Source organism: Dokdonia sp. PRO95 (assembly GCF_000355805.1).
Lineage (GTDB): Bacteria > Bacteroidota > Bacteroidia > Flavobacteriales > Flavobacteriaceae > Dokdonia.
Map to the genome: position 1 here is coordinate 3,159,970 of NZ_CM001837.1, position 17,698 is coordinate 3,177,667.

At 37.8% G+C, this 17,698-nt stretch carries 18 protein-coding genes; 12 read left to right on the forward strand and 6 right to left on the reverse strand.

Annotated elements, in window-relative coordinates; translation table 11 throughout:
• Positions 1-41: 41 nt before the first annotated feature.
• The 3 genes from D017_RS14200 to D017_RS14210 all read right to left on the reverse strand — a co-directional run bounded on the left by D017_RS14200 (position 42) and on the right by D017_RS14210 (position 2,785).
• Positions 42-1,097 carry a nucleoid-associated protein gene (locus tag D017_RS14200; RefSeq protein WP_035337440.1) on the reverse strand — a complete coding sequence of 352 codons (1,056 nt, stop codon included), beginning with the start codon at positions 1,095-1,097 and terminating at the stop codon, positions 42-44.
• Between the two features lie 71 nt (positions 1,098-1,168).
• Positions 1,169-1,690: a hypothetical protein gene (locus tag D017_RS14205; protein ID WP_035337442.1), complete on the reverse strand. Its 522-nt coding sequence runs from the start codon at positions 1,688-1,690 to the stop codon at positions 1,169-1,171.
• 42 nt (positions 1,691-1,732) lie between these two features.
• Positions 1,733-2,785 (reverse strand): COX15/CtaA family protein, encoded by a 1,053-nt coding sequence (locus D017_RS14210; protein WP_035337444.1) that lies wholly within the window; start codon positions 2,783-2,785, stop codon positions 1,733-1,735.
• A gap of 299 nt (positions 2,786-3,084) precedes the next feature.
• On the opposite strand from D017_RS14210, the gene D017_RS14215 reads away from it, so the two are divergent.
• Positions 3,085-4,269 carry a hypothetical protein gene (locus tag D017_RS14215; protein ID WP_035337446.1) on the forward strand — a complete coding sequence of 395 codons (1,185 nt, stop codon included), beginning with the start codon at positions 3,085-3,087 and terminating at the stop codon, positions 4,267-4,269.
• 250 nt (positions 4,270-4,519) lie between these two features.
• Positions 4,520-5,674, forward strand: a complete 1,155-nt coding sequence (locus D017_RS14220) for a DUF3800 domain-containing protein (RefSeq protein ID WP_035337448.1) — start codon at positions 4,520-4,522, stop codon at positions 5,672-5,674.
• 81 nt (positions 5,675-5,755) lie between these two features.
• Here D017_RS14220 and lpdA read toward each other — a convergent pair whose 3' ends face one another.
• A complete protein-coding gene (gene lpdA, locus D017_RS14225; protein ID WP_035337450.1) occupies positions 5,756-7,153 on the reverse strand; it encodes a dihydrolipoyl dehydrogenase in 1,398 nt (465 codons plus the stop codon).
• A gap of 163 nt (positions 7,154-7,316) precedes the next feature.
• A complete protein-coding gene (locus tag D017_RS14230; protein ID WP_035337453.1) occupies positions 7,317-8,162 on the reverse strand; it encodes a DUF2911 domain-containing protein in 846 nt (281 codons plus the stop codon).
• Between the two features lie 321 nt (positions 8,163-8,483).
• Between D017_RS14230 and D017_RS14235 the strand changes: the two genes are divergently transcribed.
• The 10 genes from D017_RS14235 (at position 8,484) to D017_RS14280 (ending at position 16,010) form a co-directional block, all read left to right on the forward strand.
• Positions 8,484-8,993: an SRPBCC family protein gene (locus D017_RS14235; protein WP_035337456.1), complete on the forward strand. Its 510-nt coding sequence runs from the start codon at positions 8,484-8,486 to the stop codon at positions 8,991-8,993.
• Positions 8,994-9,021: 28 nt separating this feature from the next.
• Positions 9,022-9,720, forward strand: coding sequence for an SDR family oxidoreductase (locus tag D017_RS14240; protein WP_035337459.1), 699 nt, complete (start codon positions 9,022-9,024; stop codon positions 9,718-9,720).
• A gap of 110 nt (positions 9,721-9,830) precedes the next feature.
• Complete coding sequence (locus D017_RS14245; protein ID WP_035338325.1) at positions 9,831-11,141, forward strand: deoxyribodipyrimidine photo-lyase; 1,311 nt, start codon at positions 9,831-9,833, stop codon at positions 11,139-11,141.
• Between the two features lie 154 nt (positions 11,142-11,295).
• On the forward strand, positions 11,296-11,703 hold the full coding sequence (locus D017_RS14250) for a DoxX family protein (RefSeq protein WP_035337462.1): 408 nt from the start codon (positions 11,296-11,298) through the stop codon (positions 11,701-11,703).
• Positions 11,696-12,433: an SDR family oxidoreductase gene (locus tag D017_RS14255; RefSeq protein WP_035337464.1), complete on the forward strand. Its 738-nt coding sequence runs from the start codon at positions 11,696-11,698 to the stop codon at positions 12,431-12,433. The genes D017_RS14250 and D017_RS14255 overlap by 8 nt, the downstream gene beginning before the upstream one ends.
• Positions 12,434-12,637: 204 nt before the next feature.
• Positions 12,638-13,024: a hypothetical protein gene (locus D017_RS14260; RefSeq protein ID WP_035337466.1), complete on the forward strand. Its 387-nt coding sequence runs from the start codon at positions 12,638-12,640 to the stop codon at positions 13,022-13,024.
• Positions 13,025-13,237: 213 nt separating this feature from the next.
• Positions 13,238-13,609, forward strand: a complete 372-nt coding sequence (locus tag D017_RS14265; RefSeq protein ID WP_035337468.1) for a hypothetical protein — start codon at positions 13,238-13,240, stop codon at positions 13,607-13,609.
• A 67-nt stretch (positions 13,610-13,676) separates the two neighbouring features.
• Entirely contained in the window at positions 13,677-15,110 is a 1,434-nt protein-coding gene (locus D017_RS14270; RefSeq protein WP_035337470.1) for an amidohydrolase, read from the forward strand.
• Positions 15,110-15,619, forward strand: a complete 510-nt coding sequence (locus tag D017_RS14275) for a VOC family protein (RefSeq protein ID WP_051583930.1) — start codon at positions 15,110-15,112, stop codon at positions 15,617-15,619. The genes D017_RS14270 and D017_RS14275 overlap by 1 nt, the downstream gene beginning before the upstream one ends.
• Positions 15,620-15,629: 10 nt before the next feature.
• Positions 15,630-16,010, forward strand: a complete 381-nt coding sequence (locus D017_RS14280) for a nuclear transport factor 2 family protein (protein ID WP_035337473.1) — start codon at positions 15,630-15,632, stop codon at positions 16,008-16,010.
• A gap of 36 nt (positions 16,011-16,046) precedes the next feature.
• Here the strand turns inward: D017_RS14280 and D017_RS14285 are convergent, their stop codons facing one another.
• Complete coding sequence (locus D017_RS14285; RefSeq protein WP_035337475.1) at positions 16,047-17,687, reverse strand: ABC-F family ATP-binding cassette domain-containing protein; 1,641 nt, start codon at positions 17,685-17,687, stop codon at positions 16,047-16,049.
• Positions 17,688-17,698 lie beyond the last annotated feature (11 nt).

Genomic DNA, 17,698 nt, shown 5'->3' on the forward strand with positions numbered 1-17,698 from the left:
AGCACAAAGTGCTACGCTTTTCTAGTATTTAAAAGTTCTTACTACTTCTGTTCTTTATTAAAGTACACTAAGTAATAATACATTTGCTTTTCTTCATCCCATCCTTTTTCAACAAACTTCTCTGCACTTTCTCCATTTACAAAGTCTAGCTTAATTTGAATATTGGTATCAAGTGAGATAAGACTTTTTATCTTTTTGCGCTGGGCTGTTACGGCCTTGTTGCTTATAGAGAAATCGGTGAGATCTTCTATTTTATATTTTGGAGATTGCTCTGTTTTATAATTACGAAACTCTGGTATCAGATCTGGATTTTCAATCACCTCATTCATAAAAGCCGACTCATCAAAGGTGTCATTTTTTGCAAAGTGATTTACTGCACGGTTCATAAACAGCACTTCTTCCTTTTTATCCTCTGCTGGTAGTACAACGTCTTTTGCAAAGTCTTGACAAAATTTTAAGTACTTCTTCGTGTAAAAAGTTTCGTCTTCAAAAATCTCTACACCTAAGAAATTCTCTAGCCAGTACTTTGTATCATAGCGATTAGAATCTACAGAGAGTACTTTGTACCCCTCCTCTTCTTTATGGTTAAAGATTAAACACCCTTTATCAAGTTTATTAAGGTTAATCCCTTGCTCAAGAATCATCTCGAGGTTTGTCCCGCTTTCGCGAAACTGTAAGAAATCTTGTTTTAACTCGCTCTTAAAGATACCTATCGCGTCTGTTTTCAAGTTATCTATTTGTACCCCTTCTAAGTGAACGATGTATAATTCTCCCGGCTTAATATGTGGGTGGTCACTTTGAGCATAGAGATGCTTTGCGATATCTTCAGAAAGTAAGTGAGTACCGCTAGGATTATCAAAAATTTTCTTTGCAAGTCCAAAGAGCGTATTAAACTCAATGTCTTGCTCATGAAAGAACTTATAATAATTCTCCTCTTTCTCACGAAAAGGCTTAAAGAAAAACTCCTTAATAAGTGGCGTAAGTTCGTCGCTTAGTGGATATGGATCTTGAGATACAAAAAGCCCTTCTGCTTTACCTTTATTCCCAACACGGTGAATGGAAAGTGATTCTATCTGGGCACTATATAAGTTTATCATCTGTAGGTTTAAGTTGTTAGTAATGTGATTACAGTAGTAAACACATAATAATTGGCACGTTTAAAAAAAGCCTAATTCCAGTTTTCATCAAAACTAAGATCGTCAAAGTCGTCGATGTTATAGTCATCATTAAACTCATCATCATCGTCGTCCTCTGCTCCTAGATCTTGATCTTCCATTTCAAACTCTGGTGCTTGATCTGGTACTTGACCTTGTACATACATAAGATTAGGATACGTCATTCCATCTTCTGGCTCTGTAATTTCGGCCAGTTCTACTAGAAAACGCCACATATTTAAAAAGTCATACACATAGATAAGACGTGTCTGGTGCTCTCCTAGAAGACCATCTAGCGATGTCTCATTCATAATACGAAGCTGGCTCTCACCTTCTCCCATTTCAAATTGTGCAAACTCCTCTCCTTGCATCCATGTATCATCACTCAAGTAAAAAGCGGCAACCTCTGCCCCATCAAACCCAAAAGACTGATTAATAGCATTATGTAAATCTTCAAGAGTATCTGTTGCTTCAATTTCAAGATCGCGAAAAACGTCTTCCTCTGTGTCTAGAATTGCTCTAAAACGGTAAATCATTGTAAAATTTTTAAGATGGTAAAGATAATTGGTTTTAAACAACTACGCAGGAGAGACAGCTCCCCTTTTTGGGAAACTTTCTAACAATACGTAGAATTGTGCGCCAAATAATAGTGACGAGATCACAAGGTGTAAAGGTTGCGTACCAAATGGAAAATCTATATAGTACATGGCAATCCCAGTAACAACCTCAAGAGCTATAAAAATAAGCACCCAGTTAAGCAACTTGGTATGACCTAGTGATAGGCTTCTGCTACGCCAGAAAATATAAAGATTTAATAACGTTACGAGTATTGAAAAAGATCTGTGCACATAAAACCAAAGGGTTGCAGGGTTAAGCCATAACTCTTTTGCTTCATAGCCTACTTGAGCAACGCGCTCGTCTACATATTGACGTACTTGAGTTCCCAGCGCAATCTGTACAAGCGTGAGAATACTTGCTATGATTATTAAGTTCTTAAAACGAGGATCATAAATACGCTTTCGCGAAAGCGCATCCTGCATACCTTCCTTGATCTGAGATTTCCACCATAAGAATAACAATAAGGCTACAATAAATAACGCCGCTATCATGTGAATCGTAATCTTCACAGGAAGTAAATTTGAATCTACCACTTGCTTCCCTAGCCATGCTTGAAAAAGCATGAGAGGTAACACCATGAACGTGGCAAAAATGAGCCATTTATTACCTTTCCAATACCAGAAAGCAAGGATAACCATAAGTAACATAGGGATTCCTGCAAGTGCAGTTACAAGCCTGTTTATATACTCTATCCAAGTATGCCATACGTTAAAACTAGCATAGTCGTGCTTATCATAAGTATCCCAGTTTGCCTCGTTGAAAGTCTCTCCAGAAGTAAAATCTGTAGGAGCAATACGCAAGGATTCCTCTAGTATGATTACTTGTCCGTCTTCATACAGATGGTTAGGTTCCCATCGCAGCTCACTCTCCTCTGTAGGTGGCACCAGATAACCAAAACACTGCGGCCAGTCTGGACATCCCATACCACTTCCCGTCATACGCACCACCGCTCCTGCAATGATAATTAAGTATAGAAATATAATGGATATTTTAAGGAGGCGTCTGTACCACATAAATGCTCTTTTTAGGAGGTGCAAAAATACAAAACGACCTTATTTTAAATCTCGTTTGGTGTTCAAAATACTTGAAAATTGAGACTCCTATTAAAATTCATTTTCTAGTCGTAATTACACCTTAATTAAAAGCTTTTACCTCTTACAGAACTGTCTATTCCAATGTTTTAAACCCTATGCAACAGCCACCTAGGTAGTTAATCGAGAGTAATTATGATTATATCGAAAAAACTCACTTTTGAATTACTGACTTACAGTCAATTACTATTTTTACGACTGGTTAACCCAAGTCTATTGCTATGAAATTTACTACAACAGTCCTCTTAGTTGCTTCATTACTTTGTTCAATACAGTCCTTTGGCCAAGTAGGAATAAATACTACGTCACCTGCTAGTACTCTTGACATTACAGCTAGTAACGAAGCCCTACCTAGTAATACAGATGGAATCTTAATCCCGAGAGTGCAGGCTTTTCCTGTTGTAGACCCTACAGCAGATCAAGATGGTATTTTAGTCTTTTTAAATACTACAGACGGTTCTGATAATCGTGGCTTTTATTACTGGGATCACTCGCAAACAAGATGGGTAGGTTTTGCAGATGAATGGAGAGATGGCATAAACGCATCTGGAGATGATTTAATCTTTGCATCTCAAGCAAGCACAACAGGAACACAAATCGTGATTACAGATGATGGTCGTATAGGTTTTGGGACAGAAGATCCTATAGAACGCTTTGAGTTTAGAGGCCCTGGAGATAATGATTTTCAAATTACAAGTGCAAATACTAACCCACCTAATGTAATTGTATACAATACAGGAGGAACACTAGATAGTCCAACAGCACTTGCTAGTAATGGTGAAGTTGGTTCATTTATAGCAAAAACTCACGATGGTAATGGTATACAAGAAATAGGTGGTTTTAGATTTTATATGGACGGCATGGCCTCTCCAGGAAATACGCCATCTCGTTTTGTAATTAATACTACACCTCAAGGTGCTACTACTCAACGTGAACGCATAATTGTAAGAAGCACGGGTAATACTGGACTTTCTGAAGCAAACCCTACTGCAACCTTACACATAAGACCAGGTACGACAGCAGCACAATCTGCACCTATAAAGCTAAGTCAAGGAACCATCATGACTACACCAGAAAGAGGTGCGATAGAATATGATGGAACAAGCGTGTATATTACTGATAATACAGACACTCGTGATGAAGTTGTCTTAGGAAGTCGCAGCACGTCCACGACAATATCTACTACCATCAATGGACGAAGCACTTTTGATTCAGCAAATATTACGGTTACAGGTGCGAGAGTAGGAATGGCTTGCAATTGCGCTCCTCAAACACTACCTCCTGCAGGATTAATGTGGAGTTGCGTTATCACTGCAGCAAACACTGCAAGAGTACGACTAGCAAATGTTACTAATGCTAACATTACTACAGGTAGTTTAGTTTTTACAGTAAAGGCTATTAAATAATACGATATAAACTCAAGGTACTATTAAAGTTTGAGAACGATTTAAAAAGAGCTAAACACAATGTGTTTAGCTCTTTTTTTGGGTTGATGTTTTATGAGTTGGATCAAAGATTGCATTTACTAAAAAATCGTGTTATATGTTAATAACACTTGGTAAGTAAGAAACTCACATTAAGCTTAATAGGTATTTCTGGTTGTATATTTAGGAAAAGAACACAAACCCTTTTAATTAAATTAATCAAAGTAAACTATTGGAAAAAGCAAAAATTTTTATCGATGAATTTGGAAACTCACATTTGAATCTTTCTAAAAAAGGCACATTTAGTCACTTCGTTTATGCTTCAGTTATTATACCTGAATCAAGTATTGAAAAGGCAAGAATATTAAGGAGTGAAATTTGCGCAAAATTTAGACTAGGTAGTGATATCAAATCAAAAAATATCGGAGATAAAAAACACTTTCAAAAGAGATTAGATATATTAAATTATTTAGTAGAGAATTTAGATTTTACTATTGACGTTTTAGTTATTGACAAAAGTAAACTAGATCAAGAAAAGGGAGGACTAAAGTTCAAAAAAACGTTTTACAAATATTTCCAAAAACTATTAATCAGCAAATATAATAACCTATACAACTCATATAACATACACTTAGATAGATTAGGTTCTGATAGCTTCAAAACAGAACTATCTCAATTCATTGACAATTATGGCACTCAAAGAGATCTTTTCAACCCAGATCGTACATTTGAACTTTCTGATGATAAAACTGATGAGAAATTAGTCCAATTTGCGGATATAATTGCAGGTTCATTAGGAAGATTATTTTGCTTGAGTAATTATAATTCAAATAGTGATAAAATTTATCAGATTTTACACACACGAATGTCTGTAAGCTACTTTCCATATCTTAAGATTACGAAAAAAGAAACTTCAAAAACTAAGATACTTAGTGAAGAAATAAGTACATTAAATTTAGAATCCTTAAAAAATTACTTAAAAACTTCTGAGAAAAGTGAAGATGCTTTAAAAAGAAGATTACTGGAATACTTATATACAAATTCAAAAATTGACTCAGATAGACTTGTACCTAGCTACGAGTTAATTGATTACTTAAAAAACTTTTCAAAAACGATTAATGAAGATAAATTAAGACTTCTTATTAGAGATTTACGTTATGAGGGCTTATTTATAATTAGTCATTCAGGAAAACCTGGTTATAAATTAGCTTCGAACTATTCAGATATAGAACAGCACTTCGGTCATTTTATGAAATATATTGAGCCTATGCTTCAAAAAATAAATGTTCTAAATCAAAATATTTCTCAGCTTTCATTCAACAAAATAAATCCTTTAGAAAAAGATAAACAATTCATTAGAATCAAAAAATTAATAGAACAACTGTAGCTCCTTGTTTATTTACAAACCCACAAACAAAAAAAACCTGCTATCACTAGCAGGTTTTTTATTCTATAAATCTAGTGGTGACTAGATATGTAATGCGCGATCCTCGGTTGCAGCAAGTGCTGCTTCTTTTACAGCCTCTGCATAAGTAGGGTGTGCGTGGCTCATGCGTGCAATATCTTCTGCACTTGCACGGAATTCCATTGCGGTTACACCTTCAGCAATTAAGTCTGCTACACGAGCTCCTACCATATGTACTCCTAGTACCTCATCTGTTTCCTTGTCTGCAAGGATTTTTACAAATCCATCGGTATCACCACTTGCGCGGCTACGTCCTAGTGCACGCATAGGGAACTGTCCAGACTTGTATGCTACTCCAGCTTCTTTAAGTTGCTCTTCGGTTTTACCTACAGAGGCAACCTCTGGCCATGTGTACACAACACCTGGAATTAAGTTATAATCAATGTGAGGTTTTTGACCTGCCATGATTTCGGCAACGAGTGTTCCTTCTTCTTCGGCTTTGTGAGCGAGCATCGCTCCTTTTATCACGTCTCCTATTGCATAAATGTTTGACACATTAGTTTGCAAGTGCTCGTTTACCTCAACTTTTCCTCTCTCATCTGTCTTGATACCTACGGCATCAAGATTAAGACCATCTGTATAAGCACGACGTCCTACGGCTACAAGCACGTAATCTGCCTTAAACTCAACTTCTTTACCTTTCTTATCTGTAGCTTTTACAGTAACCTCATCTCCGTTTCTCTCTACAGCAGTAACACCGTGAGAAAGTGCAAATTTCATTTTTTGCTTCTTGAAGACTTTAAGTAGTTCTTTACTTTGCGCACTATCCATAGTAGGGATTATGCGATCCATATACTCTACTACGGTTACTTCTGCACCTAGACGCTTGTATACTTGTCCAAGCTCAAGACCTATCACTCCTCCACCTATCACAACAAGGTGCTTAGGTACTTCTGGAAGTTTTAACGCCTCTGTAGAAGTAATGATACGCTCTTTATCTAGTGTGATAAAAGGTAATGTACTAGGCTTAGAACCTGTGGCAATAATGGTATTTTTTGCCTCAATAGTTTCGTTCTTTTCTCCTGTGATATTGATATGCGTAGCATCTTTAAAAGAACCTACCCCTTGATAAACGTCTATGCTATTTTTACCCATCAAGAACTCGATACCCTTTGTAGTAGTATCTACAACACCTTGCTTGCGCGAGATCATTTTCTCTAGGTTAAATTTTACATCACCTACCTCGATACCGTGCTCTTCAAAGTGCTTGATGGCATCTTCATAGTGGTGTGATGAGTCTAGAAGCGCCTTAGAAGGGATACACCCTACGTTAAGACATGTTCCTCCTAGTGTACTATATTTTTCTATAATTGCAGTTTTCATTCCTAGTTGTGCACAGCGTATTGCTGCAACATACCCACCAGGACCAGAGCCTATAACGGCTACATCGTATGAACTCATAATTTGTTTTTAAAAGTTACACAAAGATACAAAGAGCTGCGAAGTTAGATAGATAATGGGTCGCTCTTTTTACTCGTAAAATATGTTGCTTTTGAACTATTGTACATAAAAAAAGCCCTCTAGTGAGGGCTTTCCTATTTTCGCGAAAGCGAAAAAGAATAATTTACATAGCTCCCCATTCTTTTAGAGAGTCCATATTCATCTTGATATAATCTTGATTCTTTGCTTTCTTAGCTCCTTCTAGAGATGCTTTTGCTGCCTTGATAGCACCTTTTTTATTGCCCACTTTTGCAAGTAATAAAGACTGCTGGCGTAGTTGCCAGAACTTAGGGTCTTTGTTCATAGCCATTGCTTTCTCCATATAAGTGTTGGCTTTTTCTAGAGATTGCCCAGTGCTTGAAAGGTATACTGCTGCTGCATAGTAATCGCCCACGCCCGCTCCACCCATCATTTTATCAATCTGAGCCATTACAGTCTCGTTTGCTGGTACATTAAAAGGTACTGCAACATACGTTTTATCCCACTGCATTGTTAAGTGTGCACCATCATTATTAATGTGGTTGATGCCCATAGTAAATGACTCTGCAGCCATATTAGTAGTCTGCACTTTTGCTGTAAACGTAGCTGCTACTTTACTTTCATCCCAAGTTGCTGGAGTTCCCCAGTTGCTTGTATCTGTATAAAAATATACTTCCCATGCATCTTGCATAGGCTTTGTGTATATAGCATAAGAACCTGCTTTAAGCTCTTTCCCTCCTACTGTTACTGGAGTAGAAAAACTTACTGTAGAATTTGCATTTGCTCCCGTACGCCACATTGCACCGTAAGGAACTAGATCTCCCATAATAGTACGTCCTCTCATAGCTGGACGTGAGTATTCTAGTGTAACATCTGTAAGACCTACAACTTGCATCACTTTGGCCGCTGGGCTAGGTGCTGGTGTGTCAATTTGTGCAGTAACTCCAGCAGTCATAAGACCTAAGAAAGCTACAAAAAGTAATTTTTTCATCATTGTTGTTTTATTAGTTAAGGTGCTTTTTACGCTTTCGCGAAAAAGTCTCTCACAAAAATAAGGCGTTCTCAAAGGCTAAGTGTTAACAAAATCTTAATATCAACGCATTCTCTTAAAAAGGATTACTACTGTTTATTCATATAATTTGTTTGAAATTTTGCACTCACTATTGACGCAGCCGCCTACTTAACGTACCTCTGAAGTCCTCAACTCATAAGTCTGGAAACCGAAAGTTATTTTAATTTAATTTTTGTTTAACCTTTATGCGCTTGTAATTAAACATTTTGATTGTATTTTTAAACTTTCAATAAAGAGCCTATGAAAATCTACCAAATACATACCAAGCAAAATGTTCCTATCTCTGTGGAGGAGGCTTGGAATTTCTTATCAAATGCCCGTAATCTAGGCACCATCACGCCATCATATATGAACTTTAATATCTTATCTGGTGCAGATAGACCTGTATATGCAGGACAGCTCATACAATATACGGTAACTCCTATTTCTAATATTAAGATGAAGTGGGTGACAGAGATTATAAGTGTAAAAGAAGGAGAGTACTTTGTAGATGAGCAAAAATATGGTCCATATGCATTATGGCATCACAAGCACTTTATCAAAGCAATACCGGGAGGTGTAGAGATGGAAGACATTGTAGACTATGCTGTACCTGCAGGATTTTTGGGAAGACTAGCACATCCCTATCTCGTGCAACCTAAGCTTGATGAGATTTTTGAATATAGAAAGAAAGCATTAGAAGAAAAATTTGGAGTGTACAAAGCTCCTACAGATACTACCACAACTTTAAAACAAGATATAATCGCATAACTGCATTACCGCAATAACAAACAATATTATGGGAAAGAATATACTATTAATAGGAGGAAGTCACGGGATTGGTTTTGAAATAGCCAGCAAATTACACCACGATCACACTGTATACGTAGCATCGCGTACCAATGAAAATCTTGGAAATCTTGATGTAAATTACATCGAGTACGACACAGAAAAGGATGAACTAGATTTGAGTCAGCTGCCGGATCATATCGATGGTTTTGTATTCTGCCCTGGGACCATCAACCTCAAGCCTTTTAAAATGCTGAGTGTAGACACTTTTAGGGATGACATGGAGCTTAACTTTTTGAGCATGATTAAAGTGGTGCATCAGGTTATGGAACATTTAAAGAAATCTGAGCAAGCGAGTTTAGTATTCTTTAGTACCGTAGCAGTAAAGGTAGGTATGCCTTTCCACACGAGTGTAGCGGCAGCAAAAGGCGCTATCGAAGGTTTTGCAAAAGCACTAGCAGCCGAGTATGCTCCAAAGCTTAGAGTAAACGTGATTGCTCCATCGCTTACAGATACTCCACTTGCCAAAAGGTTACTGAGCAATGACAAGAAAAAAGAAATGATGGACGCTCGTCACCCACTTAAACGCGTAGGTACTAGCCAAGACATTGCAAATATCGCAGCCTTTTTATTAGGTGATGAGAGCTCTTGGATAACTGGACAAGTGATTGGTGTAGATGGAGGAATGAGCACGCTTAACGTAAATTAAACCCCTACATTTATTAATAATGGGTGGTACGCTTTCGCGAAAGCGTAAAACTCATTTTCACAAGGCTCAGAGATGCGATTAGTATCTTTGAGCTTTCTTATGCAACAACTATGAGCAGTAATAAAGTAAATATTTTTTGGTTTCGTCGTGATTTACGATTAGATGATAACGTAGGATTTCTTGAAGCACTAAAAGGTGATCTACCAGTACTTCCTATCTTCATTTTTGATAAAGAAATTCTCGATAAATTACCAAAAGATGATGCTCGTGTGACGTTCATTTTTGAAACGCTCCAAAGAATGCGCAGCACATTGCAGGATGAGTATGGTAGCTCGCTAGCCATGTATTATGACACGCCAGAAAAGATTTTCAAGCAGCTTAGTAAAGATTATGAGATTACTACGGTTTTTACAAATCGTGATTATGAGCCATATGCAAAGGAGAGAGATGAAGCGATTACTTCATTGCTAGAAGAAAATGATATTGAATTCAAGACCTTCAAAGATCAAGTGATTTTTGAAAAAGACGAGGTGGTTAAAGGCGATGGTGATCCTTACGTAGTCTACACACCGTTTAAGAATAAGTGGAAAGAACGCTTTGATGCAGATAAAGATCTTACCATACACTATACTTCCCAGCATCTCCACAATCTTATAGAACACAGTCGCCTGCCTAATCTGAGTTTATCAGACATGGAGTTTGAAAAATCATCTATTGAAGTTCCTGAGTATGACGTCACTCCTACTCTTATCCAGAATTATGAAGATACACGCAACTTCCCTGCGCAAGATGGCACCTCACATTTAGGTCCGCATTTGCGTTTTGGGACGGTGAGTGTGCGTAAAATGATGAAAAAAGCCATCGCTGAAACCAATGAGATTTTCTGGAGCGAACTCATATGGAGGGAGTTTTTTATGCAAATTCTGTATCACTTTCCACATACAAAGGATAAAGCCTTCAGATCAAAATACGACCGTATAGACTGGCGCAATAACGAAGATGAATTTGAGAAGTGGAAAAATGGTGAAACTGGTTACTTACTAGTAGATGCTGGTATGCGCGAGCTCAACGCTACGGGATATATGCATAATAGAGTGCGTATGCTGGTGGCGAGCTTTTTGTGCAAACACTTACTTATAGACTGGCGATGGGGAGAAACCTATTTTGCTGAAAAATTATTGGATTACGACATGAGTTCAAACGTAGGAAACTGGCAGTGGGCAGCAGGTTCTGGAGTGGATGCAGCACCTTACTTCCGCATATTTAATCCTATGACGCAGGTGGATAAATTTGACAAGCAAAAAGAATACATCTCAAAGTGGATTCCAGAGCATGACACAGATAAGTATCCTGAGAAAATGGTAGATCACAAAGAAGCTAGAGAGCGTTGTTTGAAGACGTATAAGGAAGCGGTGGCTTAGTACGCTTTCGCGAAAGCGCAACTACATAGGTAGTAAAATTCAAAAACCTTACAAAATAAAATAGGTTTAACAACGCTGCCAAAATTTTCATAAAGAACACATAATTACTTTTGACGCGTCTCGTACTTACTAGAGATTTGTTTTAAAAATAATTATGAAAACAACAACTATAGCAAAAATACTAACCATAATAACCATTGTGGCAATAGGGTATTTTGCATTACCAAAACTGATAGGCCTTGAACAAAGCGTTAAAGGTTTTTCTAATTTTAATGAGGTCATAGGAATTCCTAACAACATTGCGAGATACGTGACGGGGTTTGTAGAGTTAATAACGGCTATACTACTTATACTCTCGCTTACGCTTACAAGAAAAAGAGAGGTTACTCATATTTTAGGTTATTTACTACTAACGGGAACAATGCTGGGAGGCCTACTTACGGAGTATTTAATACGTCCCGAGCCTAAAATGATGCTCGTATATATTGCCATAGCTTTGCTTATAATTGCTGTGTACCAACTTCTTAATACCTATACACTTAAAACCGAAAACCATGACTAACTCACTTAATAAAGTAATACTCATCACAGGTTCATCAAAAGGGATAGGCAGCGCGACAGCAAAACTACTTGCAGCACATGGCGCAAAAGTGGTCATTAACTATGCATCAAGCGATAAGGAGGCTTCTGAAACATTAGAAACTATCAAAGAAAACGGCGGTGATGCGATTGCTATAAAAGCAGATGTAAGTAATCCAGAAGATGTACAAGCGTTATTTGATAAAACCATTGCTCATTACGGTAAAGTAGATGTGCTTATCAACTGTGCGGGCATTATGAAAAACAAACCTTTTCAAGATATTGAGCAAGATGATTTTACATCACAATTTGATGTAAATGTGAGAGGTGTTTTTAACACCATGCAACGAGCATACCACGAACTTTCTGACAACGGAACTATCCTTAATTTTTCATCTAGTACTACAAAAATGATGTTGCCCAGCTACGCTATTTACTCGGCTACCAAAGCTGCTGTTGAGCAAATGACGCGAGTAGTAAGTCAAGAGATAGGACGCGGTATTTCTGTAAACTGTATTGCTCCTGGCCCAACAGAAACCGATTTATTTCTAGAAGGCAAATCTGCCGACTTTATAGAGCAACTTAAAAGTAAATCCCCATTCAACAGACTAGCACAACCAGAAGATATTGCTAAAGCAGTTCTCTTTATGGTAAGTGACGAGTCAAAATGGGTCTCTAGCCAAGTACTATACACAAATGGCGGTATCGTATAGTTTTCTTTTTACACTTTCGCGAAAATGTGCTTGTTAAAAACACATTTTTAAGCGCTTCGCTCTCTATGCCAATTCATTATATATTTAGATCGAATAAACGGGAACAGATTTTAAAACGAATCAGGAGTTCCTTTAGCTATTAGGAAGGGTATTTCTTTTATATCATGGGCTATAGTACATAAATTTGAGAAAAATATCAAAAATATGAAGGTACACGTTTTTTTAGGAGAGTTTAAAACTAGAAAAGACGCTACATCATATACTGAATCATATTGGGAACCTGAACCTGATGAATCTGTATCTGATAGAGATTACGAAATATGGGAAAATAGTAATCCAAAATGGAAAATGAAATCTGATTTAAACTGTTATTTGGATGGAGATTTTATTGAAACAATTACTGAGGGTAACAAATTTGAATATCTATGTGGAATGATACAAAACCCAGAAAGCATAAAACATTTAAAAACAGAACTAAACAAGAAAGTACTTGTTTTAATATTTGAAAAGGGAATAAATAGTCAAAAATCTAAATTAAAATCAACTGAGGTTTTAGAATATATAGGAGTTTTTGAAAGTACTTTGAAATAAAACATCCGTTAGACTACATATCCACACTCCAACCCTGCTAGAGCTTAGCTAATTTCAAACTTTAAATAATATAGGTTTACCCTTATAACAAGTAACGGCTTCCTTAAAAAGATTACACATAACTCCAAATAATACTAGTATGTTGCTGTAACCTTTCTTCATTATTCTTTCGCGAAAGCTTACTTTTCATATATTAGTAGCTAACAATCAACCATGCTAGCACCCATACTCACTTTCTGGAAGTCCTTATCATACACTACCAGATTCTCCATCATAGCTTTTGTAGCAATACTTCCTATGGGACTCTTTAGTATGGGAATTCTAGGAGCGTTACTGTATTATCCCGTTTCATTCTTATTTACCTCCTATCCCACCCTTAATGATTGGACAGGCGATTGGGTATGGCCAGCAACTATAGGTGTTGGGATGTTTTGGTCTTTTGGCTTTATCTGGGCTGGACTTGCTTGGCACTTTCTAAGCAACAAACTACATTCTGTACATATTCTGAGAGTTATATATGCGATTATATGTTGGGCGTGGGCTGCAGTATTATGGTATGGAGTGATAAATACTAACCTGTCGTAACGATATCATTTTCTGGAGTTTTGATTTTGTGTATCTTAGAAGCTACCAACCAAAATGTTAGACTTTAATGAAAAAATTGACACTCCTCTACGTTTTGAGTATAATCACGCTAAGCGTCTCTGCTCAAAAACTATCAAAAAACAAACAAGCAGTAATTGCCTCTGTTGAAAAACATGAAAAAGAACTCATCCGCATTTCTGATGAGATATGGTCTATCGCCGAGACTGCTTTTGAAGAAACCCAGTCGGCTGAAATTCTTGCAAGTTATGCTGAGAAAAATGGATTTAAAGTAGATCGTGGCGTTGCAGGAATGCCTACAGCTTTTGTTGCTACGTATGGATCTGGAAGCCCTCTAATTAGTGTTTTGGGAGAGTTTGATGCACTGCCAGGACTTTCTCAAAAAACTGAGCCAACAAAGAATCCGCTTAACGAAGGCGAGCCTGGTCATGGCTGTGGTCACAATATGTTTGGCGCAGCGAGTTTAGGTGCTGCCATTGCCATTAAAGAACAAATAGAAGCCGGAAAAATCAAAGGAACCGTAAAATTTATGGGAACACCTTCTGAAGAAAAGTTCTTTGGGAAAATATGGATGGTGCGTGAAGGTCTCTGGGATGATGTAGATGTAAATATTTCTTGGCACCCAGCAGCAGAAATGAAAGCAGATGTACAAAGCTCTCTCGCGCTGGTAGATTTTAAAATAGAATTCTTTGGTCAAGCAGCACACGCCAGTGCAGACCCATGGAATGGACGCTCTGCCTCTGATGCGCTTGAAATTTACACAACAGGTGTAAACTATTATCGTGAGCACGTAAAGCCTACCGTGCGCATGCATTACCACATACAAGATGGTGGTCAAGTGGTAAATGTAGTTCCAGATTACTCGCGTCTATGGATGCGAGTGCGCGACACAGAACGTAAAGGGATGATGCCCGTGTATGAACGCTTACAAGAAATGGTAGAGGGCGCGGCCATCCTTGCCGATGTAGATTATAAAGTGTCTCTTATTTCTGGGATTTATGAAGTACTCGTCAATAGAACTGGTGGAGCAGTAATGCAAAACAATCTTGAGCTTCTAGGACCTATTAATTATACGCCAGAAGAAATTGCCTTTGGTAAAAAAATTCAAGAAGTAACTGGAAAGCCTCAGGTAGGTATGGATAGCACTATCAAACCACTTGAAGCGACTAGAGAAAATCCAGGTGGCGGTAGTACAGATGTAGGTGATGTGAGCTGGAATGTAGCAAATATTAACCTTGGCGTTACCACTGCTCCTAAGGATACACCGTGGCACTCATGGGCTGTCGTGGCTTGTGGAGGGATGTCTATTGGTCATAAAGGAATGACATATGCTAGTAAAGCAATGAGCATGACGATGCTTGATCTTTTTGAAGATCCTACGCTTGTAAACGAAGTTAAAGCAGAATATAAGGAACGTAAAGGCGATGCCGTGTACGAAGCGATTGTACCAGCAGGACCACCGCCAGTAAACCAAGGAAAATAATGATGACTAATAAATTATTTACAAACGCAGTAGCTCTTACAGTTACTGCGTTATGTTTTTTCTCATGTGCAGAAAAAACAAGTACAACACCCACTAATCTAGACTCAGCGTCAGGATTTCAAGTTGCGATAGATCATTATGCGATTAACGTAGCAGATCTGGATGAAAGTGTGGCTTTTTATCAAGAGGTCTTTGGTTTGAAGGAAATTAAAGATGGTACAGAGGAGCCGCATATAAGATGGTTTAGACTAGGATCATCGCAAGAATTACATATTATTCAAGTAGATAGTCTTGATAAGAAAATACCTAAAGGAGTTCACATAGCCCTTGCTGTAGGTGATTTTGACCGCTTTCGCGAAAGCATAGAAAAACGAAACCTCAACTACTACGACTGGCCAGGAAGTGCTAACCAAATTTCAACACGTCCAGATAAAGTACGCCAACTATACTTCCAAGATCCAGATGGATATTGGGTCGAAGTAAATGATGGGAAGCAGTTTAATCATTAAAAGCCACATCATGTCTAAAACCGAAACCATGAAAGAAAATGCCATCGCTTTTTACAAAATGGCATATGAGGGAAATCCACGAGAGGCGGTTTCTTTATACGTGGGTGATGAATATATACAGCACAATCCCGACGTAGAAAATGGAACCGAAGGATTCATATCTTACTTTGAAAGAATGCAGGCTGAGTATCCTGAAAAATCAATTGACTTTGTACGCGCCATTGCCGAAGGTGACCTTGTATCCTTACATACCCATCAAATATGGCCAGACGATGATCAATACATCACGATGGACTTTTTTAGATTTGACTCCAATGAGAAAATCGTAGAACACTGGGATGCTATACAGCAAATTCCAAAAACATCTGCAAATTCTAATACGATGTATTAAAACTTAGGTCTTAAGTCGCTCGTTACCTAGAGCGACTTAAGACTTCATTAAATCTATTTCCTTAAGATTTTCAATACGGTTTCTTTTTAAGAAATCGTCAATGCTTTCAAAGTGTTCAATAACTCGCTTCTCCTTAAATTCAAATACCTTTTTAGATAGTCCTTGTAAGAAATCACGATCGTGAGAAACAAGGATAAGTGTTCCATCAAAGGTTTGTAGTGCTTCTTTCAAGACATCTTTAGACTTTATATCTAAGTGGTTTGTAGGCTCATCCAGTATTAATAAGTTTACTGGATCAAGAAGCAACTTCACCATTGCTAGTCGTGTTTTTTCTCCTCCAGAAAGTACACTTACCTTTTTATCTAGATTATCTCCAGAAAACATAAAGCGACCTAATATATTTTTAATCTGCGTGCGCATATCGCCTTTGGCAACCTCATCTACCGTTTGGAAAACGGTAAGATCTGGATCTAATAATGCAGCCTGATTTTGAGCAAAATAACCCACTTTTACGTTATGTCCTAGTTCGCAAGCACCTTCTACCTCGATTTCACCAAGTATGGCTTTAATCATCGTTGATTTCCCTTCGCCATTTCTACCTACAAAACTCACTTTTTCGCCTCGAGCGATATCCATATTTGCACCACTAAACACCGTATGATTATCATACTTCTTAGTAAGATCTTTCACTTTTACAGGAAAATCTCCAGACCTAGGCGCCGGTGGAAATCTCAATGCTAGTGCCGAGTTATCTACCTCATCAATCTCAATGATGGTAAGCTTTTCTAGCATACGCTCACGAGAAGAGACTTGATTTGTTTTACTATATGTTCCTTTAAAACGATCTATAAAGGCTTGGTTATCTGCAATAAATTTTTGCTGCTCTTGGTAGGCTTTGATTTGATGTGTACGACGATCTGCACGTAACTCAAGATAGTGTGAGTAATTTGCTTTATAATCGTAAATGCGTCCCATTGTAACCTCTATCGTACGATTTGTAATATTATCAATAAACGCCTTATCGTGAGAAATCACAACGACAGCCTTTGCCTTATTCAACAAGAAATCCTCTAACCATATCACAGACTCAATATCTACGTGGTTTGTAGGCTCATCCAGTAAGATAAGATCTGGTTTTTGTAGTAAGATTTTGGCTAGCTCAATACGCATGCGCCATCCTCCAGAAAATTCGCTCGTAGGTCTTGTAAAATCCTCACGTTTAAACCCAAGTCCTTTTAACGCTTTCTCAACTTCCTCTTCATAATTTACCTCCTCAATCGCATAAAACTTCTCGCCAAGATCTGTCACCTTCGTGATGATGTCCATGTATTCCTTAGACTCATAATCTGTACGAGTTTCAAGCTCCTTGTTAAGACGAGCCATCTCCTCCTTCATTGTAAAAACAGTAGAAAAAGCCTTAGAAGCCTCCTCCATTACCGTACAATCATCATCTGTAAGTAAGTGCTGTGGTAAGTATGCTATGACTGCATCCTTAGGAGTTCGTACGTTACCACGAGTAGGTTTTAATGCTCCTGCGATAATTTTCATCATGGTAGACTTACCAGCTCCGTTTTTACCCATTAGGGCAATTTTATCATTCTCATTAATAGAGAAAGAAACATCTGCAAAAAGTGTGTCTCCGCTAAACTCAACGGCAAGGTTATCTACTGCAATCATAATATAAATTT